This is a genomic window from Type-C symbiont of Plautia stali, assembly GCF_059730935.1.
In genome coordinates, this window is sequence record NZ_AP035923.1 from 1,625,620 (window position 1) to 1,648,320 (window position 22,701).

General features: G+C 58.1%; 22 protein-coding genes and 1 tRNA gene. 15 read left to right on the plus strand and 8 right to left on the minus strand.

Translation table 11 applies throughout. From position 1 onward, the window contains the following. Positions 1-4: 4 nt before the first annotated feature. Genes AC6I7J_RS07375 through AC6I7J_RS07390 form a run of 4 tightly spaced genes read right to left on the minus strand, consistent with a single transcriptional unit; the run spans position 5 to position 3,492 of the window. Positions 5-883, minus strand: coding sequence for a creatininase family protein (locus tag AC6I7J_RS07375; protein WP_088518059.1), 879 nt, complete (start codon positions 881-883; stop codon positions 5-7). Between the two features lie 14 nt (positions 884-897). Then, complete coding sequence (locus AC6I7J_RS07380) at positions 898-1,353, minus strand: RidA family protein (protein WP_088518078.1); 456 nt, start codon at positions 1,351-1,353, stop codon at positions 898-900. After that, complete coding sequence (locus AC6I7J_RS07385) at positions 1,340-2,545, minus strand: amidohydrolase family protein (protein ID WP_498007055.1); 1,206 nt, start codon at positions 2,543-2,545, stop codon at positions 1,340-1,342. The genes AC6I7J_RS07380 and AC6I7J_RS07385 overlap by 14 nt, the downstream gene beginning before the upstream one ends. After that, positions 2,542-3,492, minus strand: coding sequence for a PDR/VanB family oxidoreductase (locus AC6I7J_RS07390; RefSeq protein WP_498007056.1), 951 nt, complete (start codon positions 3,490-3,492; stop codon positions 2,542-2,544). Before AC6I7J_RS07390 ends, AC6I7J_RS07385 begins: the two co-directional genes overlap by 4 nt. Before the next feature lie 146 nt (positions 3,493-3,638). Here AC6I7J_RS07390 and AC6I7J_RS07395 point away from each other — a divergent pair, with 146 nt between their 5' ends. Further along, on the plus strand, positions 3,639-4,583 hold the full coding sequence (locus AC6I7J_RS07395) for a LysR family transcriptional regulator (protein WP_222951880.1): 945 nt from the start codon (positions 3,639-3,641) through the stop codon (positions 4,581-4,583). A gap of 111 nt (positions 4,584-4,694) precedes the next feature. Next, a complete protein-coding gene (locus AC6I7J_RS07400) occupies positions 4,695-5,144 on the plus strand; it encodes a GNAT family N-acetyltransferase (RefSeq protein WP_498007057.1) in 450 nt (149 codons plus the stop codon). Positions 5,145-5,270: 126 nt separating this feature from the next. Here the strand turns inward: AC6I7J_RS07400 and AC6I7J_RS07405 are convergent. After that, positions 5,271-5,346: transfer RNA gene (locus tag AC6I7J_RS07405), tRNA-Asn, on the minus strand. A gap of 507 nt (positions 5,347-5,853) precedes the next feature. Between AC6I7J_RS07405 and AC6I7J_RS07410 the strand changes: the two genes are divergently transcribed. Genes AC6I7J_RS07410 through AC6I7J_RS07420 form a run of 3 tightly spaced genes read left to right on the plus strand, consistent with a single transcriptional unit; the run spans position 5,854 to position 9,341 of the window. Then, a complete protein-coding gene (locus tag AC6I7J_RS07410; protein ID WP_058777951.1) occupies positions 5,854-6,777 on the plus strand; it encodes a sugar ABC transporter substrate-binding protein in 924 nt (307 codons plus the stop codon). 33 nt (positions 6,778-6,810) lie between these two features. Continuing rightward, complete coding sequence (locus AC6I7J_RS07415; RefSeq protein WP_021509786.1) at positions 6,811-8,295, plus strand: sugar ABC transporter ATP-binding protein; 1,485 nt, start codon at positions 6,811-6,813, stop codon at positions 8,293-8,295. A gap of 14 nt (positions 8,296-8,309) precedes the next feature. Next, positions 8,310-9,341 (plus strand): ABC transporter permease, encoded by a 1,032-nt coding sequence (locus AC6I7J_RS07420; RefSeq protein ID WP_058777949.1) that lies wholly within the window; start codon positions 8,310-8,312, stop codon positions 9,339-9,341. 122 nt (positions 9,342-9,463) lie between these two features. Here AC6I7J_RS07420 and AC6I7J_RS07425 read toward each other — a convergent pair whose 3' ends face one another. Beyond that, entirely contained in the window at positions 9,464-9,613 is a 150-nt protein-coding gene (locus AC6I7J_RS07425) for a hypothetical protein (protein WP_155519939.1), read from the minus strand. 185 nt (positions 9,614-9,798) lie between these two features. Between AC6I7J_RS07425 and nac the strand changes: the two genes are divergently transcribed. The 4 genes from nac to AC6I7J_RS07445 all read left to right on the plus strand — a co-directional run bounded on the left by nac (position 9,799) and on the right by AC6I7J_RS07445 (position 14,852). Beyond that, a complete protein-coding gene (gene nac, locus AC6I7J_RS07430) occupies positions 9,799-10,716 on the plus strand; it encodes a nitrogen assimilation transcriptional regulator NAC (RefSeq protein WP_058757341.1) in 918 nt (305 codons plus the stop codon). 335 nt (positions 10,717-11,051) lie between these two features. Continuing rightward, positions 11,052-12,011 carry an HTH-type transcriptional regulator Cbl gene (gene cbl / locus AC6I7J_RS07435; protein WP_021509789.1) on the plus strand — a complete coding sequence of 320 codons (960 nt, stop codon included), beginning with the start codon at positions 11,052-11,054 and terminating at the stop codon, positions 12,009-12,011. 93 nt (positions 12,012-12,104) lie between these two features. Beyond that, on the plus strand, positions 12,105-12,944 hold the full coding sequence (locus AC6I7J_RS07440; protein WP_498007058.1) for a GNAT family N-acetyltransferase: 840 nt from the start codon (positions 12,105-12,107) through the stop codon (positions 12,942-12,944). A 126-nt stretch (positions 12,945-13,070) separates the two neighbouring features. Further along, the gene (locus tag AC6I7J_RS07445) at positions 13,071-14,852 is read left to right on the plus strand and encodes a thiamine pyrophosphate-requiring protein (protein WP_166711557.1); all 1,782 of its coding nucleotides are present in this window, start codon (positions 13,071-13,073) and stop codon (positions 14,850-14,852) included. A 68-nt stretch (positions 14,853-14,920) separates the two neighbouring features. Here AC6I7J_RS07445 and AC6I7J_RS07450 read toward each other — a convergent pair whose 3' ends face one another. Both AC6I7J_RS07450 and AC6I7J_RS07455 read right to left on the minus strand, forming a co-directional pair. Beyond that, positions 14,921-15,373, minus strand: coding sequence for a transposase (locus AC6I7J_RS07450; RefSeq protein WP_498007059.1), 453 nt, complete (start codon positions 15,371-15,373; stop codon positions 14,921-14,923). A 423-nt stretch (positions 15,374-15,796) separates the two neighbouring features. Continuing rightward, the gene (locus tag AC6I7J_RS07455) at positions 15,797-17,962 is read right to left on the minus strand and encodes a putative bifunctional diguanylate cyclase/phosphodiesterase (RefSeq protein WP_222986470.1); all 2,166 of its coding nucleotides are present in this window, start codon (positions 17,960-17,962) and stop codon (positions 15,797-15,799) included. A gap of 312 nt (positions 17,963-18,274) precedes the next feature. Here AC6I7J_RS07455 and phnF point away from each other — a divergent pair, with 312 nt between their 5' ends. Genes phnF through phnK form a run of 6 tightly spaced genes read left to right on the plus strand, consistent with a single transcriptional unit; the run spans position 18,275 to position 22,677 of the window. Beyond that, positions 18,275-18,991 (plus strand): phosphonate metabolism transcriptional regulator PhnF, encoded by a 717-nt coding sequence (gene phnF / locus AC6I7J_RS07460; RefSeq protein ID WP_498007060.1) that lies wholly within the window; start codon positions 18,275-18,277, stop codon positions 18,989-18,991. Next, the gene (gene phnG / locus AC6I7J_RS07465; protein WP_159378474.1) at positions 18,988-19,437 is read left to right on the plus strand and encodes a phosphonate C-P lyase system protein PhnG; all 450 of its coding nucleotides are present in this window, start codon (positions 18,988-18,990) and stop codon (positions 19,435-19,437) included. The genes phnF and phnG overlap by 4 nt, the downstream gene beginning before the upstream one ends. After that, positions 19,434-20,009: a phosphonate C-P lyase system protein PhnH gene (gene phnH / locus AC6I7J_RS07470; RefSeq protein ID WP_058771117.1), complete on the plus strand. Its 576-nt coding sequence runs from the start codon at positions 19,434-19,436 to the stop codon at positions 20,007-20,009. Before phnG ends, phnH begins: the two co-directional genes overlap by 4 nt. Beyond that, positions 20,009-21,085 carry a carbon-phosphorus lyase complex subunit gene (locus AC6I7J_RS07475; RefSeq protein ID WP_498007061.1) on the plus strand — a complete coding sequence of 359 codons (1,077 nt, stop codon included), beginning with the start codon at positions 20,009-20,011 and terminating at the stop codon, positions 21,083-21,085. The genes phnH and AC6I7J_RS07475 overlap by 1 nt, the downstream gene beginning before the upstream one ends. Beyond that, entirely contained in the window at positions 21,078-21,926 is an 849-nt protein-coding gene (locus AC6I7J_RS07480) for an alpha-D-ribose 1-methylphosphonate 5-phosphate C-P-lyase PhnJ (protein ID WP_498007216.1), read from the plus strand. Before AC6I7J_RS07475 ends, AC6I7J_RS07480 begins: the two co-directional genes overlap by 8 nt. Next, positions 21,916-22,677 carry a phosphonate C-P lyase system protein PhnK gene (gene phnK, locus AC6I7J_RS07485; protein ID WP_211725429.1) on the plus strand — a complete coding sequence of 254 codons (762 nt, stop codon included), beginning with the start codon at positions 21,916-21,918 and terminating at the stop codon, positions 22,675-22,677. The genes AC6I7J_RS07480 and phnK overlap by 11 nt, the downstream gene beginning before the upstream one ends. Positions 22,678-22,701: the final 24 nt, after the last annotated feature.

Below are 22,701 nucleotides of genomic sequence, written 5' to 3' on the forward strand. Positions count from 1 at the left end.
CCGGTTAGCGCGGTGTTAAGAGTGATGCAGCGTCGTTGTGGTCTAATACTTTGCCCTGCCAGTGACCTGTGCCCCATGCCGGTTCAGCGCGGGTTACCCAGCTCATTTGATGCATTTCGGTGATTACCTGTGCCCAACTTTCCGCCAGCGAATCCAGAATCGCCGCGCCTTGTTCGGGCGTGGACGGCAGTGGATCGCCAATCACGCCGCTGGGGCCGAAATCATAAGAAGCCCATGCCGCCATGGGTTTACTGGTCGAGAGCGTCGGGCAAGGGAATGCAGGCGGATAATTCGCCACGGCTTTGCTCATCTGCACGGTGTCGGGGGCGAGTGCCAGCATCAGTGCGGTTTCCGCATGACCGGCATGCATCGCCATTTGACGCTCTTTGTCGTCCATAAAACTTTCGGCACAGTTGGGCACTTTGAAGGTGTCTTGCATGATGATGATCATGTCACCGTGTCGCAGACGGAGTTCGCGTGCGGCCATCTGCAGCGGCTGTGGCTGCCCGCCATGGCCATTCACCATTAAAAACTTGCGGAAACCGGCGCGATAAAGGGATTCACCAATCTCCAGAATGGTATGTAACAAAGTTTCCCCGGTCAGCGTCAGCGTGCCGGGAAAGTGCAGGTGCTCATCGGATTTGCCATAGGTGATCGGCGGAATGGCGTAAGCCGGGATGTCCGCGGGTAAACGTGCCAGGGCATGCCCGACCACGCCCGATGAAATGACGCTGTCTACGGCACACGGCAGATGGGGACCATGCTGTTCGATGGCGCCGGTCGGTAACACAATCACCGTGTTGGCTTTATTATCCAGTGTGGCGATATCGGTCCAGCTCAGGTACGGCAAAAAGCGGTTTGCCGGGATATAACCATGCAACATACTGTTTCCTCGCGTTATTGTGGCAACCACGCTGTGGCTTCAACTTCAATTAGTACGTCCGGACTCGGCAGCATTTCACTGACCTGCACCACCGTTGACACCGGCGGTTCATCCGGGAAGAACTGCTTGCGCACCCGGCTGTAGTGCGGGAAATGGTCCAGATTGCGAAAGTACTGCACCAGTTTGAAAACATCACTCATCTGCCCTCCGGCGCTTTCAAGGGTGGTGCGGATGCTCTCCAGCACATACCAGCTTTGTGCCAGGATTGGACCTTCTTTGAAATCGGTAGAAAATTCACCACTGCGTCCCAGCAGCCGTTGCGCTGCTTCGGGGATATCGCTGTAACCGCGCACGATCGTCGCGGTTTGCGGATTCACCGGAATAATGCCGGAGAGAAAAATAAAGTCGCCGACGCGTCGCCATGCCGCATATTTCGCCAGCGGCTTACCCGCCCCTTCATCTAGCGTCATCAGTTTCTTCTCCATAACGCACGCCTTGTTTAAGCCGATAGCGCTGGCGCTGGCGCTGGCGTAGCGGCCAGCTTGCTGTATCGGCATGCGGAAAAATCACCATATCGTTGTGACGGAAAGCGTCGGGCTGGCAGATGAGCTGAGAGGCTTCATCAAAGGCAGCTCCCAACTGCAGGCTCAATACCCCACTGAACAGGGTATCGAGGGGGTCGTAACTGCCGAGAGGGCAGAAGGCGTCCTGCACGTTGTCAGCGCCCAGCAGCAGTGAAATTCCACGCGCCTGCGCTTCTTTCACCAGCGTTAATCCACGCTGAAGCGGTGTGCGATGGGGCACGGCGTCCTGTAACAGCAGGTTGGTCAGGGGCAGAGCGATCAGCGTCACCTGGTGCAGGGCCAGCCGATCAAGAATCTGTAGCGCATCTTCCTGTTGCGACAGCGCGCAGCTGTGGCTGCAGGTAATATGACCACTGAACGGATGTTGTTGCAGGTAGTTCGCCAGCCAGCGCATGCCCTGGGCATCAGCATTCAACTCTTCATCAATGTGCAGGTCGATATCGAGCTGCCACTGTTCGGCAGCTTGCAGAAGATGTGAGAAGGCTTGCGCATCCCAGTTGCTGCTGTGAATGAAACCACCCAGAAGTGCGCCCGGACCGCTGATGGCCACCTGAGCGGCAATATGCTGCGCATCATCCGCGCTGGCGAAAAAACTCAGCGGGGCGAGGGCCACGCGTTCGATACGACATAAAGGATGCTGTAACTCACCAATAACCTGCCACGCCAGCGGCGCCTGCGCGCTGAACCAATCGACGTGGGTGCGCAATAAACCCACGCCGCTCTCTACCGCCCATTGCAACGCCTGATGCGCGCGCTGATGCAGGTCTGCACGGCTCCAGTGCACGCGATCCTGGTGCATCGCGGTAATCGCAGCCAGCAAACCGGGCTGGCGTGCCGGGCTGCGCTCGAAGGTGAACGTTTTGTCCAGATGCGCATGCGGTTCGATCAGGGCGGGAAGCACCAGAGCGCCATTGAGGGGCAAATAATCAGCATACGCTCCTTCACAGGGCGCGAACTGCAGCCCGTCAGCGTGAAAATGTAACGTCGCCAGCTGCGGCTGATTGTCCTGCTGTGGCCAGCTGTCTGGCAGGAGCCAGCGGGGTAAACGTGCGCCGGTTGCGCCTGGATAGATGTTCATAAGTCCAGTACCAGAAGCGGAGAGCGTGCGCGTGAGCAGCACAGAACGATGCAGTCATTCGCGGCACGCTCTTTTGGGCTTAACACCTCGTCGCGGTGATCGGGTTCACCCGACAAAACACCCGTAATGCAGGCACCACACATGCCTTGCTCACAGGAGAGTTCGATGTCGATACCCGCCGCTTCCAGCACCCCGGCAATGCTTTGAGCCTGTCCAACGGTATAACGTGCGCCGGAAGAGGCAATCTCCACGTCGAAGCTATCACCTGCGGTGATCAGGGAGGCTGCAGGATTGAAACGTTCGCTGTGCCATTGATCCGGCTGCCAGCCGCGTTCCAGCGCTTGCTGCTGCAGGTGGTGCATGAAGCCAGCTGGTCCGCAGGCAACCAGCGCGCTGTTGGCCGATGTTTCCAGATCGTCAGGTATCCGGGTGCGCAGGCTGTCGCCTTCGCTACTGTAGTGAATGACGACACGCTCACCGAGCTGCGCCAGACGTGTCGCAAACGCCAGTTCATCATGATGTTTGAGGTAGATATGCAGCATGAATTCAGCCTGCCGCCCGGCCAGCGCTTCTGCCATGACCAGCAGTGGCGTCAGGCCAATACCGGCAGCAAATAATAAGGTGCGCGGTGCATCCGGTAGCGGAAAGTGGTTACGCGGTGCCGACAGGGTTAACGCATCGCCGACATTCAGCTGTTGATGCAGCCAGCGGGAACCGCCTGTCGAGGCGGGATCAAGACGCACGCAGATTTCATAGCCAGCGGCACTGGCTGGCGAACACAGTGAGTATTGACGCACCCCTCCCGCCGGCAGGTGGACATCAATGTGCGCGCCCGGTGTAAAAGGCGGCAGCGGTTGGTCGCTGGCACTCTCCAGCGTCAGTAACAGATTGCCAGCACCGTTGGACTGCTTTGCGATGACGGTGACAGCCAGGTGTGTTGATTTCATAATCAGCCTGTCTTTGCAGGGCTGTCATCAGCGTTAGCGCCGCGCATACCCTTGTCTTTATCATGGATGCGATTATTATTTTGCCGTTGTGTAAGCGTCCATCTGTTTAATTCGCATGATGCGTTGCAAAAAAGAGAGCACCCACTATGTTTGCCTTCTCACGTTTTCTGATTTATTTCACCGAAGTGGCACGCCAGGGTTCGCTACGTAAGGCTTCCGAGGTGTTGCACGTCTCTGCCTCCTCTATCGACCGGCAGATTTTGCGCGTGGAGGAACAGCTGGATATGCCGTTGTTTGAACGCCATCCATCAGGTTTATGTATGACTGCCGCTGGCGAAATCCTGTTTAATGCGGCCAAAAACTGGCAACGTGATTTTGGTCGTGTTTGTACCCAATTAGAGGATCTGCGTGGCTTGCGACATGGTCATGTACATATCGCCACCATTGATGCCATTAACCGCGGTTTTTTCTCCTCAATCCTGCAGCGTATCCGTGAAGACTATCCGGGCATTTCGTTTACCCTCACCACCATGAGCAATATCCATATCGCGAATGCGCTGACCGCCGGTGATGCGGATTTTGGCATCATGCTCAACCCACAAAGCTCGCGTGAACTGCTGGTGAAATCCTTTGCCGATCTGCGTCTGGGGATTGTGGTTAGCCGACATCATCCCCTGGCAGCGCTGGAAGCTATTCGCTTTAGCCATTGCGAACCCTGGCCGTTTATTGTGCCCGCCGCGCCATTGATGCTGGCCGATCCGCTGGAAGCGCTCATTAACAGTTCTGGCATTCGCCTGAAGGAAGTGGGGCGCACCAATAACATTCATATGCTGCGATCGTTAGTGCGTGATGATGTTGGTATCAGCCTGATGTGCTGGCTGGATATTGTTGATGAATATCGCCGGGGAGAACTGAAATTCATTCCGCTGATCGACACGGTATTAAAACCCTTTACTCTGTCACTGTGCGTGGCACCACAACGCCAGTTATCGGTGGCCGCGTCGATGATGCTCGGGCAGCTCGAGTTATTCTTTGCAATGATAGAGAGTGAAGAAGCGCTGGCAGGCAAGGAAGAGAAGCATATTGGGTAACGCCGGACTTGCCTGCCAGATATTGCAGCGGGTGGTGACGAACAACACCTATTGTAGGTGTCAGGTCAGTCTGGTAGCGCCACAGCAGCCTCCTTTAATACAGGTATCACGATGGTGAAGATTGAACACGCAGACCCGCGCTCGGCGGAATCACAGTGGCTGATTGAAAAACTCTCCGCAGAGCTTGCGGCTATCACTGGCGATGGCGGAAACAGCCGCGCCAGCGTTGACACCTTTCAGGGTGAAGGCGCGTTGTGGGTGATCGCGAGAGATGCGCAGGGCACGGCCGTCGGCTGCGGCGCGTTACGGCCGGTGGCTGCCGGGATCGCTGAACTGAAAAGGATGTTCTCCGACCGCAGTTTGCCGGGCATCGGCTGCGCCTTGCTCAGCACTCTGGAAGCCGCGGCAAAAACCCTGGGATATCGTGAACTGTGGCTGGAAACCCGGCATGTTAATCAGCGCGCCGTGGATTTTTATATCAGGCAGGGTTACCGGCAGAGAGAAAATTACGGACCCTACCGCGGCCGGGAAGAGGCCATTTGCCTGGGCAAAACGTTATAAAATAAAAGGGTGGCTGACATCAGTCCGGCGGGTTTGATTTAGCGGCCCGTATCATCTTCCATCGCCCAGCAAACTCACCACAACAAAAAGCCCGCTCAGGTTTCCCTGAGCGGGCTTCTTTAAATCTGGCTCCTCTGACTGGACTCGAACCAGTGACATACGGATTAACAGTCCGCCGTTCTACCGACTGAACTACAGAGGAATCGTTGGAACGAGGCGAATATTAGCGATGCCGATCCCCGTTGTCAAAGCCCGATCGCACACTTCTGGTTTAAGTGCGCGTAAAAGCAGCGGATTGCTGCTTTTCTGCCTTGAATGGGCAGATTTCAAACTGCCAGCAAGATCTCACTTTAAACGCATTTCCTTTGAGATGTTAGATGCGTGTCAAAGTTTTGTTATTTGCCGATTTTAAAACAATCATTTCAGTGCTTTTATGATGAAAATTTCAAAAGAAGAAAGGATGAAACAAATGAACTGCTTATCATCACGCCCGAAACGAGTTTTGTCCGCTCAACGCTTCTTTCGAAAGTAACATATTGATAAGGAAGATGTTGAAAAAAGGAGCAGCACGGTACCGATAGCGTCAGACCAGAAGCCTTACCTCTACGAACAGAAAAAAAACGCCAGCGACGTTGAGTGAATGTAAAAGATATTTTTCATTCGCGGACTCAGCCAACCTGAGCACGTTAACAAATAAGAAGGGTTACCTATGAAATTCAAAAAAGCGTTAGTGACTTCCCTGTTAGCTTGCATGTTACCTGCCGCTGTGATGGCAAAAGATATCCAGCTGGGCGTTTCTATGGCGCTGTTTGATGACAACTTCCTCACCATCCTGCGCACAGCCATGCAGAAAGAGATGCAAAAAGACAATATCAAAGGCCAGGTTGAAGACGCCAAAGGCGACGTGGCCCAGCAGCTGCAGCAGGTGCAGAACTTCATTGGTCAGGGTGTTGACGCCATCATCGTGAACCCGGTCGATACCAATGCGGTGAAACCGCTGGTGGATGCCGCCGCTAAGGCCGGTGTGCCTCTGGTATTCGTCAACCGCAAACCATCGGGTGAGCTGAAAGACAAAATGGCGTTCGTCGGTTCGGATTCTGAACTGGCAGGCCGTCTGCAGATGGAAGCGCTGGCGAAAAAGATGAACGGCAAAGGCAACGTGGCGATTCTGCTGGGTGACCTGGCTAACGAATCAACCCGTGAACGCACCAAAGGCGTGGAAGCGGTGGTCGCCAAATATCCGGGCATTAAAGTGGTACAGAAACAGACCGCCAAATTCACCCGTAATGATGCGGTGGACGTGGTGAGTAACTGGCTGACCGCCGGCGATGACATTCAGGCCATTGCCTCTAACAACGATGAAATGGCGATCGGTGCGCTGCAGGCGCTGGGCAAAAACCCGAATCACATTCTGGTCGCGGGTGTGGATGGTACACCGGATGCACTGCAGATGATCAAGAACGACAAAATGGTCGCCACGGTCTTCCAGGATGCGAAAGGTCAGGGTGAAGGCGCGGTACAGACGGCGGTCAAGCTGATTAACGGCGAGAAAGTGCAGAAAGTGGTCGATATCCCGTTCCAGCTGATCACCAAAGATAACTACGAAAAATTTGCCAGTCAGAATCAGAAATAAACCGTAACCGACTTAGCCGTACGGAGGTGATGTATGACCGCTTTTGCGCTTGAAGCCGAAGGCATCAGCAAGTTCTTCCCCGGAGTGAAGGCACTCGACAATGTCTCACTGCGTATTAAGCCGGGGTCGGTACATGCCCTGATGGGTGAAAATGGCGCGGGCAAATCCACTTTAATGAAATGCCTTATCGGGATGTATCGTCCCGATAAGGGCACTATCCGCATTAAAGGGGAGCCAGTGCAGTTTCAGGACACCATGGACGCGCTGCGTTCCGGCATTTCCATGATTCACCAGGAGCTGAATCTGGTGCCTTACATGACCGTGGCGGAGAATATCTGGCTCGGTCGTGAACCGATGAAGTACGGCTTTGTCGATCACGGCAAGCTCAATCAGCAGACGCAGGAACTGCTTAACAAGCTGAATATCCGTCTGAAAGCCGATCGGCTGGTCGGCGAGCTCAGCATTGCGTCCCAGCAGATGGTGGAAATTGCCAAAGCGGTGTCGTGGAACTCCGACATCGTGATTATGGATGAACCGACCTCGGCGCTGACGGAAACCGAAGTGGCGCATCTGTTCACCATCATCCGCGACCTGCGTGCCCAGGGCAAAGCCATCATTTATATCAGCCATAAAATGGATGAAATTTTTGCCATCACCGATGAGATCAGCATCTTCCGCGACGGCACCTGGGTCGGCAGCAACAGCACCACCGCCTTTACCCGTCAGTCGCTGATCACCCAGATGGTGGGACGCGAACTGACGCAGCTGTTCCCTAAATTCAACAGTGCCATCGGCGAAGAAGTGCTGACGGTGCGCAATCTGACCTGCAAAGATCGCTTTACCGATGTCAGCTTCAGCGTGCGCAAAGGCGAGATCCTCGGCGTGGCCGGGCTGGTGGGTGCCGGACGCAGCGAGGTGATGGAGAGCCTGTTCGGCATGGAAAGCTTCGACAGCGGTGAAGTGCTGATTGATGGTGTGCCGGTGAAAATCGATTCGCCCTCAACGGCGATTGAGAAGGGCATGGCATTTCTCACCGAAGACCGTAAAAAGTCCGGGCTGTTTCTCGTGTTGTCAGTGCTGGAGAACATGAGCATCGTCAATATGCCCGATTACATCGGCAAAAGCGGTTTCGTTAGCCACATGAAGATGGCGCAGGACTGCATGGAGCAGATCCGCAAACTCAATATTAAAACGCCGACCATGGATCAGATCATCAATAACCTCAGTGGCGGTAACCAGCAGAAGGTGCTGATTGCGCGCTGGCTGCTGGCGCAACCGAAGATTCTGATCCTCGATGAACCAACCCGCGGCATTGATGTTGGCGCTAAAGCCGAAATCTACCGCCTGATCAGTGAACTGGCTAACCGTGGCGTGGCCATCATCATGGTGTCCTCTGAGCTGCCGGAGATTCTCGGCATGAGCGACCGGGTGATGGTGATGCACGGCGGACGTATAACCGGCATCCTCGATAAAGAAGAGGCCGACCAGGAAACCATTTTGTCGTTGGCATCCGAGTGAGGCACGAGACCCCTATGAGTAACGTAAAAGTAACGGCCCCGCAGGCCACCGAACAGAGTTCTTTCTTCGGCAATCTGCGCCATAAACTGCCGAAAGACACCGGCATCTTTGTCGTGATGTTAGGCATTGCGCTGATTTTTGAAATAGCCGGCTGGTACGTGCGTGACCAGTCATTTCTGCTCAACACCAACCGTTTAGTGCTGATTGTGCTGCAGGTAGCGATCATCGGTATTATCGCCGTCGGCGTCACCCAGGTCATTATTACTACCGGTATCGACCTGTCGTCCGGTTCGGTTATCGCCCTGACGGCGGTGGTTGCCGCCAGCCTGGCGCAGACGTCTGACAGCCTGTCGCCGATGTATCCGTCACTGGTCAATCTGCCCGCCGCCATCCCGATCGTCGCCGGCATCGGCGTCGGCCTGCTGTGCGGCGTGGTCAACGGTGTGCTCATCACCAAAACCGGCATTCCGCCGTTTATCGCTACGCTCGGTATGATGGTGTCGGCGCGCGGTCTGGCACAATATTATACCCAGGGTAACCCGATCAGCTTCCTGTCGGACGGTTTCACCTCCATCGGTCAGGGCGCGATGCCGGTGATTATCTTCCTGGTGGTCGCCTTCCTGTTCCACATCGCACTCAAACACACCCGCTACGGCAAATATGTCTATGCGATTGGCGGCAACATGACCTCCGCCAAAGTATCGGGCATCAACGTTAATAAATACCTGATCATCGTGTATACCATCGCCGGGGCGCTCTCGGGTCTGGCGGGAGTGGTGCTGGCGGCACGCGTCAGCAGCGGCCAGTCGAGCATGGGCATGGCGTATGAACTCGACGCCATCGCCGCCGCAGTTATCGGTGGCAGCAGCCTGATGGGCGGCGTCGGGCGGATTACCGGCACGCTGATCGGCGCAGTGATCCTCGGTTTAATCAAAAGTGGCTTTACCTTTGTTGGCGTCGATGCCTACGTGCAGGACATCATCAAAGGGATGATCATCGTCGCAGCGGTTTCAATCGATATGCACCGCAACCGCAAAAAACGCTAACCCGTTCTGCTCCTCTCTTCCGGGAGAGGAGCAGGGTGAAGGCGGTAATTGCACGCTGCCGGGCTGCCGGCATCGTCAGACACAATAAGTTTTCCCACTGATAGCCACCGCGCAATTTCTCTTTATTCTCCTTTCTGCCCCCGCAATCCGTGCATTTTCTGCCCGTTTTGCACCACAGCAGCACGCGCAGTCATCACTTTTTTGCACATCTGCCTCGCAAATGCTGCACCATCAGGGTGCGTCATCGCCAGCGGATAAACGTTATGGGTCATGTGCGGCACTTATTAACCCATTCGGGGTAATCAGAAACGCTTATTTTCCCGTTCGTTAGGAAAATTCTGGTCAGTGCCCGCCGGGTAAAGATCAAACCTGGCCTGCATATTGCAATTTCTTTGTCACAAGCCAGCAGGCTGAGAACTCATCATTTGGGCATTCGGGGATCCGTGACGGAGGCAATATGAACTTAAGACGACTGAAATACTTTGTAAAAATCGTCGATATCGGCAGCCTGACGCAGGCAGCAGAAGTCCTGCATATCGCACAACCTGCACTCAGCCAACAGGTGGCGACGCTGGAGAACGAACTCGACCAGCAGTTGCTGATCCGCACCAAGCGCGGCGTAACGCCAACCGAAGCCGGTAAAATTCTTTATGCTCACGCACGCACCATCCTGCGCCAGTGCGAACAGGCGCAGACAGCGGTGATCAACGCTGGCCAGGCGCTCAATGGTCAGGTATCGATTGGCCTCGCGCCGGGCACGGCGGCCTCTTCACTCACCATGCCGCTGCTGCAAACGGTGCGCGAGCAATATCCTGATGTGCTGGTCTATCTGCACGAGAACAGCGGCACTTCACTCAATGAGAAAGTGATGAATGGCCAGCTGGATATGGCCGTGCTGTACGATCGCGCGCCGACTGCCGGCATCAACAGCATTCCGCTGATGAAAGAGGAGCTATATCTGGTAGGGGCGACGGCCTGTCCGGGTGCTACGGTGGATCTGGCTGACGTGGCGCAGATGAACCTGTTCCTGCCGCGTGACTACAGCGCCGTGCGCAAACGCGTGGACGAAGCGTTCTCGCTGCGTCGTCTGAGCGCGAAAATCATCGGTGAAATTGAGTCGATCTCAACCTTAACCGCGGCGGTGTCGAGCGGCATGGGCGTTACCGTACTGCCGGAATCGGCGGCACGCGCGCTGGTGAGTTCAACGCATGCATGGATGGCACGCATTAACAGTCCGTCGCTTAATCTGCCGCTGTCGCTGAATGTCTCAGCGCGCCTGCCGCTGTCGCCATCGGCGCAGGCGGTAAAAAATATCCTGCTGTCGCTGCTGAATAAGCCGATGGTGGAGGAGCGCGAGCTGATGTTAGTGGGTTGATAGAGAGGTTTTTTCCCTCACCCTAACCCTCTCCCGCCCGCGGGAGAGGGAACCGTCTGGTGCGGCCATCCATCCCGGCGCGCCATCTTAATCTAACGCGATCCACTCTCTCCTCATGGGAGAGGGCGGCAAATCGCTTCACATTTACCCACATCTGCGCGCGATCCACTCCCTCTCCCCATGGGAGAGGGCCGGGGTGAGGGCGGCAAAGCGCACCCATCCCCAACCTCACGCTTATTACTATTCCGCATAACACACCGTTTTTTATTATTTGTTGCAATCACACCAACTTCATAACATGGACGAAACAGGGGCAGGAAACAGGAGAAAAGGGTGTGAATTTCCAGCAACTTAAAATTATACGCGAAGCAGCCCGTTGCGAATTCAACCTGACAGAAGTCGCCAATACGTTGTTTACCTCACAATCGGGGGTGAGCCGGCATATTCGCGATCTGGAAGATGAACTGGGCGTGGAAATCTTCATTCGTCGTGGCAAGCGGCTGTTAGGCATGACCGAACCGGGCAAAGCGCTGCTGACCATTGCTGAACGCATCCTTGATGAGGCCGGCAAAGTGCGCCGGCTGGCGGATGTGTTTACCAATGAGACCAGTGGCGTGCTGACCATCGCCACCACGCACACCCAGGCGCGCTATAGCCTGCCGCGCGTCATCAAAGCGTTTCGCCAGCTCTATCCCAACGTGCGGCTGGAACTCAATCAGGGTTCACCGCAGGAGATCGTCGCCATGCTGCTGGCCGGTGAGGCCGATGTCGGCATCGCCTCGGAGCAGCTGGTGAATAACACCAGCCTGGCGGCGTTCCCATGGTTCAGCTGGCACCACTCGCTGCTGGTACCGCACGATCACGAGCTGCTGGCGAATCAGCCGGTCACGCTCGCCAGCCTCAGCCGCCATCCGCTGATCACCTATCGTCAGGGGATTACCGGTCGCTCGCGCGTGGACCGCGCCTTCCAGGCTGCTGGCCTCCGCCCGGATATCGTGCTCAGCGCGCAGGATTCTGACGTGGTGAAAACCTATGTCGAACTCGGGCTGGGCGTCGGTATCCTCGCCGATCAGGCGTGCGATATTTACGATGGCGAAGACCTGGTGAAGATCGATGCTCACCATCTGTTTGATGCCAACACCGTGTGGCTCGGACTGAAGCGCGGCCAGCTCCAGCGCAACTACGTCTGGCAGTTCCTTGAACTGTGTAACGCTAACCTGTCACTGGAAGAGATCAAACGGCAGGCGCTCTCTTACGAAACCGACGACGAACCCGCCATCGATTTCCAAATCTGAGTTTCCTCTCTGGCCCGGTGCGGGCCTTTTTTATTTGCTTCCCCAAACGGACGTGGCAAGCTGGCGGGCAGAATGTTTCTCAGGGAGAACAGAATGAATTCGATATTGCGCGCCATGACCCTCGCGGACGCCGAAGCGGGTTATCGCCTGACTCAGCAACTGGGCTGGGCGCACCGCCGTGAAGACTGGCAGCAGCTGATTGCCCTGGGTGAAGGCGTGGTGGTTGAGGCGCAGGGCGACTATCTCGGCGGGGCGATTGGCTGGCGCTGGGGAGCGGATGCCGCCACTATTGGCCTGGTGATTGTGAGCGAACAGGCGCGCGGACGCGGTATTGGCCGCCAGGTGATGCAGGCAATGCTGGAAAAATTCTCCGGCTGCAACGTGCGGCTGCACGCCACCGATATGGGGCAGGTGCTGTATGAGAAGCTCGGCTTCCAGGCCTGCGATCGCGTGGCGCAGCATCAGACGCGCGCGCTGGCGCAGCAGCCTGCGGTAATCGTACCGGATGGCCTGACGCTGCGGCCGGCCGTTGAAGCGGATGCCGCCGCCATCGACGCACTGGATTATCTGGCGAACGGGCTGCGGCGAACGCGTCTGCATCAGCAGCTGCTGGCGCAAAGCGTGGTGCTGCAGGATGCACAGGGCAGGTTGCAGGGGTTTGCCAGTCGCCGCCGCTTTGGGCACGGCTGGACCATCGGCCCGGTGATTGCTGACGATGTTGCGGCGGCGCAGGCGCTGGTGTCGCAGCTGATGCAGGATCTGACGCAGCAGTTTGTCCGGCTGGACACGCCCGATGCCCGGCTCGGCGCGTGGCTGCTCAACCTTGGGCTGGCGCAGGTCGATGCGCCTTATGCGATGGTACACGGCGCACCGTGGCGGGCGGCACCGAACGGGCCGCAGACTTTCGCGCTGGTCTCGCCTGCGCTGGGTTAACTAAGCGTAACGGCGGCGATTTCTAAGCCAGACGCGGCGAACGTCGCCGAACAGGCGTTATCTGTCACATTCCATTTCGTCGGCTACCCTTAACGTTTATTGCAAACGTCTAAGGGAGAGCCCGTCATGAGCAAGAAAACCAGCGATTTCTTTGTTGAACGCCTGCAGGCATGGGGCGTCACGCGCATTTATGGCTATCCGGGCGATGGCATCAACGGCGTGCTGGGCGCTATCCAGCGGGCCAATAAAGCCGGTGCAGGCATCGAATTTATTCAGGTGCGACATGAAGAGATGGCGGCCTTTATGGCTGCCGGTCACGCCAAATTTACCGGTGAGCTCGGCGTCTGTCTGTCGACCGGCGGACCTGGCGCGACCCATCTGCTGACCGGCCTGTACGATGCCAAAATGGATCACGCGCCGGTGCTGGCGATTGCCGGCCAGGCAGAAACCACTGCGCGCGGCGCCAGCTACCAGCAGGAGATGAATCTGGACCGCATCTTCGCCGATGTGGCGAACTTCGTGCAGGAAGCAGCGGCGCCGGCGCAGGTTCAGCATCTGGTCGATCGCGGCGTGCGCATTGCCAAAGCGCAAAACGGCGTCGCGGTGATCATCCTGCCGAAAGATCTGCAGGATGAGAACTGGCAGCCACCGCAGCATGCGCACGGATTTACCCATTCCGGCCCGGGCTATCAGCGGCCGAAGATTGTGCCCTACGACGAGGATTTGCGCCGCGCCGCAGAGGTGCTTAACGCCGGCAAAAAAGTCGCGGTGCTGATTGGTGCCGGTGCACGCGGTGCTGCGGTTGAAGTGGTGCAAATTGCCAATGTGCTCGGCGCGGGCGTGGCCAAAGCGCTGCTGGGCAAAGACGTGCTGCCGGACGATGCGCCTTTTGTCACCGGTTCGATCGGCCTGCTCGGCACCAAACCGTCGTGGGAGCTGATGCAGAATTGCGACACTTTACTGATGATTGGCAGCGGTTTTCCGTGGACCGAGTTTCTGCCGCCGGAAGGTAAAGTGCGCGCGGTACAAATCGATATCGATCCGGCGATGCTGGGGCTGCGCTATCCGTGCGAGGTCAATCTGCACGGCGACGCGGCAGAAACCCTGCGCGCGCTGCTGCCGTTACTGACCCATAAAGCGGATCGCCACTGGCAGGAGGCGATTGCGGTGCAGGTGCGCGACTGGTGGACGTTGATGGAACAGCGCGCTATGGCGCCCGCCAACCCGGTCAATCCGCAGCGCGTGGTGTGGGAGATGTCCCCGCAGCTGCCGGAAGATGCGATTGTCACCTCGGACTCGGGCTCCTGCGCCAACTGGTTTGCGCGCGATTATCGGGTGAAGCAGGGCCAGCGCGCCACGCTGTCGGGTGGGCTGGCTTGCATGGGGGCCGCCGTTCCGTTTGCCATCGCCGCGAAATTTGCCTTTCCCACTCAGCCAGTGGTGGCGCTGGTGGGCGACGGGGCGATGCAGATGAACAACCTGGCCGAGCTGATCACCATTCAGAAATACTGGCAGCAGTGGGCCGATCCGCGCCTGATTGTCTGCGTGTTCAATAATCAGGATCTCAATCAGGTCACCTGGGAACAGCGGGTAATGGAAGGCAATCCACGCTTTGAAGCTTCGCAGCAGCTGCCGGATGTGCAGTATGCGCGCTTTGCCGACAGCCTCGGTTTGCAGGGCATCTATGTCGACCGGCCGGAGGATCTGGCGGCGGCGTGGCAGCAGGCGCTCAGCGCCACCCGACCGGTAGTGCTGGAGGTGAAAACCGATCCGGAAGTGGCCCCGCTGCCGCCGCATATCACGCTTAAGCAGGCCAAAGCTTTTATGTCGTCAATGGCGAAGGGCGACCGCGGCATGACGCAGGTGATTAGCGACACCGCCAGCCAGTTGCTGCACAGCAAGGGTTAGCGCGCCGTCCTGTTTATGCCCGGGATAACGCCGGGCTAAATATTTACTGTTTCACTGTAGGGTGCGCGTTAATGCGCACCTGAAATATACAATCGGTCTGATTCCCACTGTTTTGCATTATCTATAATATATTGCCGTATATGCAGTAATTCGTTTTCATTGCGGATAACACGATCGTAGAAGCTGCGTTGCCAGATTTTATATCCTACCTGGCGCGTGATGCCGCCTTTGAATAAATTAATTATTTGATTGATGGGGCGTTCATTACGTTCCTGTAACCACAGGATGGCATGGAAGTGATTGGGCATCAGCGCAAATGTATCAAGCGTGGCGAAACGCGTCCGGCGCGGAACCTCGTTCCAGGCGGAGATAACGATATTCCCTAAAGGCGAGGCTATCATTATGCCATGATGTATATCGCCAAATAAGGAGCGACGCTGATGACACACCAGCGTTAAAAAATAGGCGCCTGCCGAACGATAATTATAACGCTTCAGGCGGGGATATTTGCGATTTTTCATTATGACCTCCTTGTGCAAAAAGAATGTGCTCCTTTTATTTGCGTAAAGCCATTAGAAGAGGGGAACGTTGGGAGTTGCATTCCAGATATTCAGAGCGCGATGAATGGGTTATTTTTAGATGAGTGCGGGGTTTTACCAGGTCGCCATAAATGGCGCCCCTACAGGGTTGGGATTGTGTTTGGTCGACGTAATTGGCAAAACTACAGGACGGTACAAGGTTTTGTAGGGTACGCATTTATGCGCACCAGGATAATTTTAGATGAGTGCGGGTTTTTACCAGGTCGCCATAAATGGCGCCCCTACAGGGTTGGGATTGTGTTTGTTTGCCGTAAATGGCAAACCCACAGGACGGTACAAGATTTTGTAGGGTGCGCATTTATGCGCACCAGGACAAAAACAAACAAATTGAACGCCGTACTCCCCTCACACCATCCGCTCAATCTCGCTCAACGGCACCGCGCGGCTGAACAAATATCCCTGCAGCTCATTACACCCGGCATCAGCCAGCGCGTTTTTCTGGCCCTCGGTTTCGACGCCTTCAGCGGTGACGGTCAGGCCCATGGCGTGGCCGAGGCGTACCACGGATTCAACAATCGCGGTGGAGTTCTCCGCCACGCCCAGCGACTGGGTAAACGACCGATCGATTTTAATCTTGTCGACCGGAAAGGTGCTGAGATAATTGAGGCTCGAATAGCCGGTGCCGAAATCATCCAGCGCGATACGGAACCCGGCGTCGCGCAGCGCGATGATGCTGTTGCGCGCTTCGTGTTCATCCTCAATCAACACGCCTTCGGTGATTTCCAGCTCCAGCCGCTGCGGATCGGCTCCTTCCGACTGCACAATCTCAATCATGCGTTCGACAAACCCGCTGGCGCGGAACTGCACCGGCGAAACATTCACCGCCACAATCACCTGCGGTAACTTCAGGGCGGTTTTGCAGGCCTCGCGCAGCACCCATTCGCCCAGCGGAATAATCATGCCGGTCTCTTCGGCGATGGCGATAAAGTCCGCAGGCGAAACATCGCCGCGCTGCGGATGATGCCAGCGCAGCAGCGCTTCCAGTCCGACAATCTGCTGGCCGCTGATCTCCATCAGTGGCTGATACCACACCGCCAGACCGTCGTACGTGACCAGCGCCTGACGCAGATCCGCCGCTATCTGCTGCCGCGTGCGCAGCGATTCATCCATCACCTTTTCAAACTGACGATACTGACCGCGTCCGCCATTTTTCGCCTCGTACAGCGCTATGTCGGCTTTGCGCATCAGCTCCAGCCGGTCAATGCCATCGCGGGGTGCCAGCGCCAGGCCAATGCTGACGCCAACCCACAGTTCGTTGCCCACCAGCTGATACGGCTCGCCCAGCGCGGCGATGATGCGCTGCGCCAGCGCCTGCACCTGACCGATATTCTCAACCTCCGGCATCACGATGATAAATTCATCGCCGCCAATACGCCCGACGGTATCGCTGGCGCGCACCAGGTGACTCAGGCGGCGCGCCACCTCGATAATCAGGTCATCGCCGGCGTGATGGCCCCAGGTATCGTTAATGATTTTGAAGCGATCCAGATCCAGCAGCAGCAACGCCACGCGCTGGTCGTGACGCGTCGCGGCGGCCAGTGCCTGAGTCAGCCGATCTTCAACCAGCGCCCGGTTCGGCAGCCCGGTCAGCACATCGTGAAACGCCAGATGCTGCGCCTGCGCCTCGCTGGCCCCGAGCTTCAGCAGCGACTGCGATAAATCGAGCGAGGAAGTCCAGATGCGCCGCACCATAAACAGGCACAGCAGGGTGATCAGCAGCACCGAAATCAGCGTGGAGGGACCGAGAGTACGCAACATCTGCGCGCCTGGCTTGTCCGGATCCCAGCTAAGGTAACCGACAATATCGCCCTGACGCGAGGTCAGCGGATAGCGCGCTTTGTGTTCGTTCTGCGGTACGCCATCGCTAAAGAAGAGCTGCCGCAGCTGGCTGCGTTCAGACAAGTTGCGCAGATAGCCATCATCAAGAAACTTAATACTCACCAGCCGGTAGCGCCCGGCCTCGCGCGTGCTGCTGATATCGCCCACCGCCAGCGCTGCCGCACGCTGGCCGATGCGCACAAAATCCGCGCGGTCGGCCGGACCGGGTACCTCATCACTGCTTTGCACCAGTGGCGTCTGCAACAGATCGCGCAGGTACGGCCCGATGCGCAGATCCGCCACCGGCTGGCCGTTGCGCCACACGGCGGTCGGCTGATTGGTGCGGTCAAGCAGCACAATCAGCTGATGATCAAACATATCGTACAGCCAGCTACCGACGTTTTGATTCAGCCAGTCGCTGTCCGGCTGCGGCTGCGCCAGTTGATCGGCGAGCGGGGACCAGCGTGTCAGGCTGCGCAGCTGGCGCAGATGTTCACTCAGGCTCTGATTGAACGAGGCAGCGATCATCCGCTGCTGCTGCTCGCGCGCCTCATGGTTGGTGGCCGAGGTGCTCCAGAACAGGCCGAAACCGGCACCGAGAAAAGTCAGCAGCAAAATCGCCACCAGCGGCAGGATCACTTCGCGCAAAAAATTGCGGCGAAAACCGTGCGAAAGTTTGAAGGTGTTTATCATTTTAAGGTTTCGCGCTCCGGGCAGGGCTTACTGAATAAATTAGCAGAATTTACGCAGCCTGCATCCGGTAAGGGAAGCGTTAAAGGTGTGAAACTGCACGCGATTTTTTTGCGCATAGTCACAAAGGTAACAGTTAAGTGGATTTTATTGAATTGGCCGCTGTCTGGCTGCCATCCTGCTGCCTTAAAGCAAATTCATCCGCACGTCACTAAGCCGTCACGGCACTGTCATCTGTCTCCCGCACTGTAGTCGCCATTCCGCAGCCTCTTCCGCTGCGCCCCTCAACCTGAAGCGAAAGAGGTATTGAGCGTGATGGAGATATCCAGACATCCGACCACTGTCTATCAGGCGGTTGCCGCCCAGCTGGAGCAGGCGCTGCAGGAGCGCTATCGCTGCGGCGATTATCTGCCGTCTGAACAGCAGCTGGCCGATCACTACGCCGTCAATCGCCATACGCTGCGCCGGGCGGTGGATGAGCTGGTGAACAAAGGCCTGCTGCAGCGGCGCCATGGCGTCGGCATCCTGGTGCTGATGCGCCCGTACGACTACCCGCTGCATGCCCAGGCGCGCTTTAGCCAGAACCTGCTGGAGCAGGGTAGTCACCCCACCAGTGAACGGCTGATGGCGGTGCTGCGGCCTGCCAGCAGCGACGTGGAGGCGGCGCTGGGCACGGAGGAGGGCGCTAACGTCATCCATTTACGCACTCTGCGCCGCGTCAACGGCGTGCCGGTGTGCGTGATCAATCACTATCTGGCCGACCTGCGCTGGTGGCCGGCGCTGCAGACGTTCCAGCACGGTTCCCTGCACGACTTCATGCAGCAGCAACTCGGCCTGCAGCTGAGCCGCCGTCAGACCCGCATCAGCACCCGCCGCGCGCAGGCCAAAGAGTGCAAACAGCTGGAGATTACGCTGCACGCGCCGCTGCTGTGCGTGCGCACCCTGAATACACAGCCGGACGGTCAGGTGGCGGAGTACTCCGTCAGCCTGACGCGTGGCGACATGATTGAACTCACCCTGGAGCACCAATGAAACAGCAAACCGCCCGTCAGCACTGGCTTTCGGTGCTGGCGCACAGTGAAGCCAGCGCGCTGGCCAGCCACTGGCTGTCGCTACAGCTTACACCCGCCTTCGAGCGCCTGCGCCCGGCGGAAACCGGCTTAACCCGTCTGCAGGCGCGCATGGGCGGCAGCGGGAAACGCTTCGTCATGGGCGATGCCACCGTCACCCGCGCGGTGATCAGACTGCACGACGGCACGCTGGGTTTTAGCTATGTGCTGGGGCGCGATAAGGCGCATGCCGAACGCTGCGCGCTGATTGATGCGCTGCTGCAACAGCCGGAAACCCAGGCGCTGCTGCAGGAAAAAATTATTGCCCCGCTGGCGGCACTGCGTGAAGAGCAGCGCCAGCTGCGCGCGCGGGAAATCGCCAGCTCCAAAGTGGATTTCTTTACGCTGGTTCGCGGAGATAACGAATGACATTACTGGCAAGTTTTAACCATCCGGTTGCCGACGCCCAGCGCGCCTTCCGCCGCATTCTCAAAGCGATGAGCGAGCCGGGCGTGATGGTCTCGCTGCCGCTGGCGCAGGGCTGGGGCGATCTCTCCCCGGCCGCAACGGCGGTGCTGCTGACGCTGGTCGATCAGGAGAGCGCGCTGTGGCTGGATCGCCGCGTGGACAGCGATATCGTGCGCAGCAACCTGCGCTTTCACACCGGCGTACCGATTGTCGATGAGCGCGATGCCCCGTTTGCGCTGACCCACGCGGCGGCCAATCCCGATCCCGCCTGCTTCGCCGCCGGTGACAATCTGTCCCCTGAGAAGAGCACCACGCTGATTGTCGAAGTGCCGTCGCTCAACGGCGGGCTGACGCTGCGCCTCTCCGGGCCCGGCCTGCGTGAGCCGCGCGCCATCGCGCCGCAGCTGCCGGCCGCCATTCTGACCTATCTGCGTGAGCGCCCGCATCCGTTCCCGCAGGGGGTGGATCTGATTTTCACCTGCGGTGAAGCGATGATGGCGCTGCCACGCACCACCGACGTGGAGGTGTGCTGATGTATGTAGCCGTGAAAGGGGGCGAAAAGGCGATTGCCAGCGCCCATCAGCTGCAGGCCGATCTGCGCCGCGGCGATCGCAGCATTGCGGAGCTGGGCTGCGATCAGGTGGCGCAACAGCTGGGGCTGGCGGTGGACCGGGTGATGACCGAAGGCGGCATCTTTGACACACAGCTGGCGGCCTTAGCCATTAAACAGGCCAGTGGTGATTTGGTCGAGGCGATTTTCCTGCTGCGCGCCTACCGCACCACGCTGCCGCGCCTCGCGGACAGCATGGCGCTGGAAACCGCGGAAATGCGCATCGAGCGCCGCATCTCGGCAGTTTACAAAGATCTGCCCGGTGGCCAGGTGCTGGGCCCGACCTATGACTACAGCCACCGCCTGCTGGATTTTACCCTGCTGGCCAACGGCGAAACGCCGGCCGCCGCGCGTGACGATCAGGCGCTGGCGCAGCGCTGTCCGCACGTATTCAGCATGATGACGCGTGAAGGGCTGGCAGCGCGTGAAGAGGATGACGGCAGCGAGCCGTGCGACATCACGCGCCAGCCGCCCGGTTATCCGGCGTCACGCGCTGCCCGCTTACAGCAACTGGTGCGCGGCGACGAGGGGTTTCTGCTGGCGCTTGGCTATTCGACCCAGCGCGGCTATGGCCGCAACCATCCGTTTGCCGGTGAAATCCGCACCGGCTATCTCAGCGTGTCGATCTGCCCCGAAGAGCTGGGTTTTGAGATTGAAATCGGCGAGATCCTGTTGACCGAATGCGAAATGGTCAACGGCTTCACCACCCAGGGCGACAGCGCGCCGCACTTTACCCGCGGCTATGGTCTGGTGTTCGGACGCGCAGAGCGTAAGGCGATGGCGATGGCGCTGGTGGACCGTGCGCTGCAGGCACCCGAGTATCAGGAGCGCATTGCCGGGCCGGCGCAGGACGAAGAGTTCGTGCTGTCGCACGCCGATAACGTCGAAGCCGCCGGCTTTGTCTCGCACCTGAAACTGCCGCACTACGTGGATTTCCAGGCGGAGCTGGAGCTGCTGCAGCGGCTGCGCCAACAGCATCAGGAGCAGAATGATGAGTGAATTAACCGGCTACAACAACGGCTACCTGGATGAGCAGACCAAACGCACCATCCGCCGCGCCATTCTGAAAGCGGTCGCGATCCCTGGTTATCAGGTGCCGTTTGCCGGCCGCGAAATGCCGATGCCGTATGGCTGGGGCACCGGCGGCATTCAGATCACCGCCAGCATTATTGGCGACAGCGACGTGCTGAAAGTGATCGATCAGGGCGCGGATGACACCACCAACGCGGTCTCTATCCGGCGCTTCTTCCAGCGCGTCAGCGGGGCGGCAACCACCGAAGCCACCAAAGACGCCACGCTGATCCAGACGCGGCACCGCATTCCGGAGACGCCGCTTGAAGAGGATCAGGTGCTGATTTTCCAGGTGCCGATCCCGGAGCCGCTGCGCTTTATTGAGCCGCGTGAGACCGAAACCCGCACCATGCACGCGCTGGAGGAGTACGGCATCATGCAGGTCAAGCTGTATGAAGATATCGCCCGCTACGGCCATATCGCCACCACCTATGCCTATCCGGTGAAGGTTAACGATCGCTACGTGATGGATCCGTCGCCGATTCCCAAATTCGACAACCCGAAGATGCACATGATGCCGGCACTGCAGCTGTTTGGTGCCGGACGTGAAAAACGCATTTATGCACTGCCGCCCTACACCAAAGTGGAAAGTCTTGATTTCGACGATCACCCGTTCAGCGTGCAGAGCTGGGCACAACCCTGTGCGCTGTGCGGTTCGCGCCAAAGCTATCTCGACGAAGTGGTGATGGATGATGCCGGTACGCGCATGTTTGTCTGCTCCGATACCGATTTTTGCCACCAGCAGCAGGAACAACAGCATGCACAGTGAACAGCCGCTGCTCGCGGTCAATAACCTGACGCACCTCTACGCGCCGGGCAAAGGTTTTGAAGACGTCAGTTTTGCGCTCTATCCCGGAGAAGTGCTGGGGATTGTCGGTGAATCCGGCTCGGGAAAAACCACGCTGCTGCGCAGCCTGTCGGCACGTCTGACGCCCCAGCAGGGCAACATTCTTTACCACGGCCGCGATCTGTATCAGCTCAGCGAGAGCGAGCGCCGGCGGTTACTGCGCACCGAGTGGGGCGTGGTGCATCAGCATCCGCTGGATGGTCTGCGTCCGCAGGTGACGGCGGGCGGCAATATTGGTGAGCGTCTGATGGCGATTGGACAGCGGCATTATGGCGACATCCGCAACGAGGCGCTGCGCTGGCTGCAGGACGTCGAAATTCCGGCCAACCGCATCGACGATCTGCCCACCACCTTTTCCGGCGGTATGCAGCAGCGTCTGCAGATTGCGCGCAACCTGGTGACGCAGCCGACGCTGGTGTTTATGGATGAGCCGACCGGCGGGCTGGATGTCTCGGTGCAGGCGCGCCTGCTGGATCTGCTGCGCACGCTGGTACGCGAACTGAATCTGGCGGTGATTATCGTCACCCACGATCTGGGCGTCGCGCGTCTGCTGGCGCACCGCCTGCTGGTAATGAAGCAGGGCAAAGTGGTGGAGAGCGGGCTCACCGACCGGGTGCTCGACGATCCGCACCATCCGTACACCCAGCTGCTGGTTTCATCGGTGCTGGCATAGAACACGCTGGCGGTGCGCATTAAT

Bases quoted from the DNA above. Each gene is read 5' to 3' on its own strand.
- AC6I7J_RS07375 (WP_088518059.1), bottom strand. From the start codon at position 883: ATGTTGCATGGTTATATCCCGGCAAACCGCTTTTTGCCGTACCTGAGC.
- AC6I7J_RS07380 (WP_088518078.1), bottom strand. From the start codon at position 1,353: ATGACGCTAGATGAAGGGGCGGGTAAGCCGCTGGCGAAATATGCGGCA.
- AC6I7J_RS07385 (WP_498007055.1), bottom strand. From the start codon at position 2,545: ATGAACATCTATCCAGGCGCAACCGGCGCACGTTTACCCCGCTGGCTC.
- AC6I7J_RS07390 (WP_498007056.1), bottom strand. From the start codon at position 3,492: ATGAAATCAACACACCTGGCTGTCACCGTCATCGCAAAGCAGTCCAAC.
- AC6I7J_RS07395 (WP_222951880.1), top strand. From the start codon at position 3,639: ATGTTTGCCTTCTCACGTTTTCTGATTTATTTCACCGAAGTGGCACGC.
- AC6I7J_RS07400 (WP_498007057.1), top strand. From the start codon at position 4,695: ATGGTGAAGATTGAACACGCAGACCCGCGCTCGGCGGAATCACAGTGG.
- AC6I7J_RS07410 (WP_058777951.1), top strand. From the start codon at position 5,854: ATGAAATTCAAAAAAGCGTTAGTGACTTCCCTGTTAGCTTGCATGTTA.
- AC6I7J_RS07415 (WP_021509786.1), top strand. From the start codon at position 6,811: ATGACCGCTTTTGCGCTTGAAGCCGAAGGCATCAGCAAGTTCTTCCCC.
- AC6I7J_RS07420 (WP_058777949.1), top strand. From the start codon at position 8,310: ATGAGTAACGTAAAAGTAACGGCCCCGCAGGCCACCGAACAGAGTTCT.
- AC6I7J_RS07425 (WP_155519939.1), bottom strand. From the start codon at position 9,613: ATGACCCATAACGTTTATCCGCTGGCGATGACGCACCCTGATGGTGCA.
- nac (WP_058757341.1), top strand. From the start codon at position 9,799: ATGAACTTAAGACGACTGAAATACTTTGTAAAAATCGTCGATATCGGC.
- AC6I7J_RS07440 (WP_498007058.1), top strand. From the start codon at position 12,105: ATGAATTCGATATTGCGCGCCATGACCCTCGCGGACGCCGAAGCGGGT.
- AC6I7J_RS07445 (WP_166711557.1), top strand. From the start codon at position 13,071: ATGAGCAAGAAAACCAGCGATTTCTTTGTTGAACGCCTGCAGGCATGG.
- AC6I7J_RS07450 (WP_498007059.1), bottom strand. From the start codon at position 15,373: ATGAAAAATCGCAAATATCCCCGCCTGAAGCGTTATAATTATCGTTCG.
- AC6I7J_RS07455 (WP_222986470.1), bottom strand. From the start codon at position 17,962: ATGATAAACACCTTCAAACTTTCGCACGGTTTTCGCCGCAATTTTTTG.
- phnF (WP_498007060.1), top strand. From the start codon at position 18,275: ATGGAGATATCCAGACATCCGACCACTGTCTATCAGGCGGTTGCCGCC.
- phnG (WP_159378474.1), top strand. From the start codon at position 18,988: ATGAAACAGCAAACCGCCCGTCAGCACTGGCTTTCGGTGCTGGCGCAC.
- phnH (WP_058771117.1), top strand. From the start codon at position 19,434: ATGACATTACTGGCAAGTTTTAACCATCCGGTTGCCGACGCCCAGCGC.
- AC6I7J_RS07475 (WP_498007061.1), top strand. From the start codon at position 20,009: ATGTATGTAGCCGTGAAAGGGGGCGAAAAGGCGATTGCCAGCGCCCAT.
- AC6I7J_RS07480 (WP_498007216.1), top strand. From the start codon at position 21,078: ATGAGTGAATTAACCGGCTACAACAACGGCTACCTGGATGAGCAGACC.
- phnK (WP_211725429.1), top strand. From the start codon at position 21,916: ATGCACAGTGAACAGCCGCTGCTCGCGGTCAATAACCTGACGCACCTC.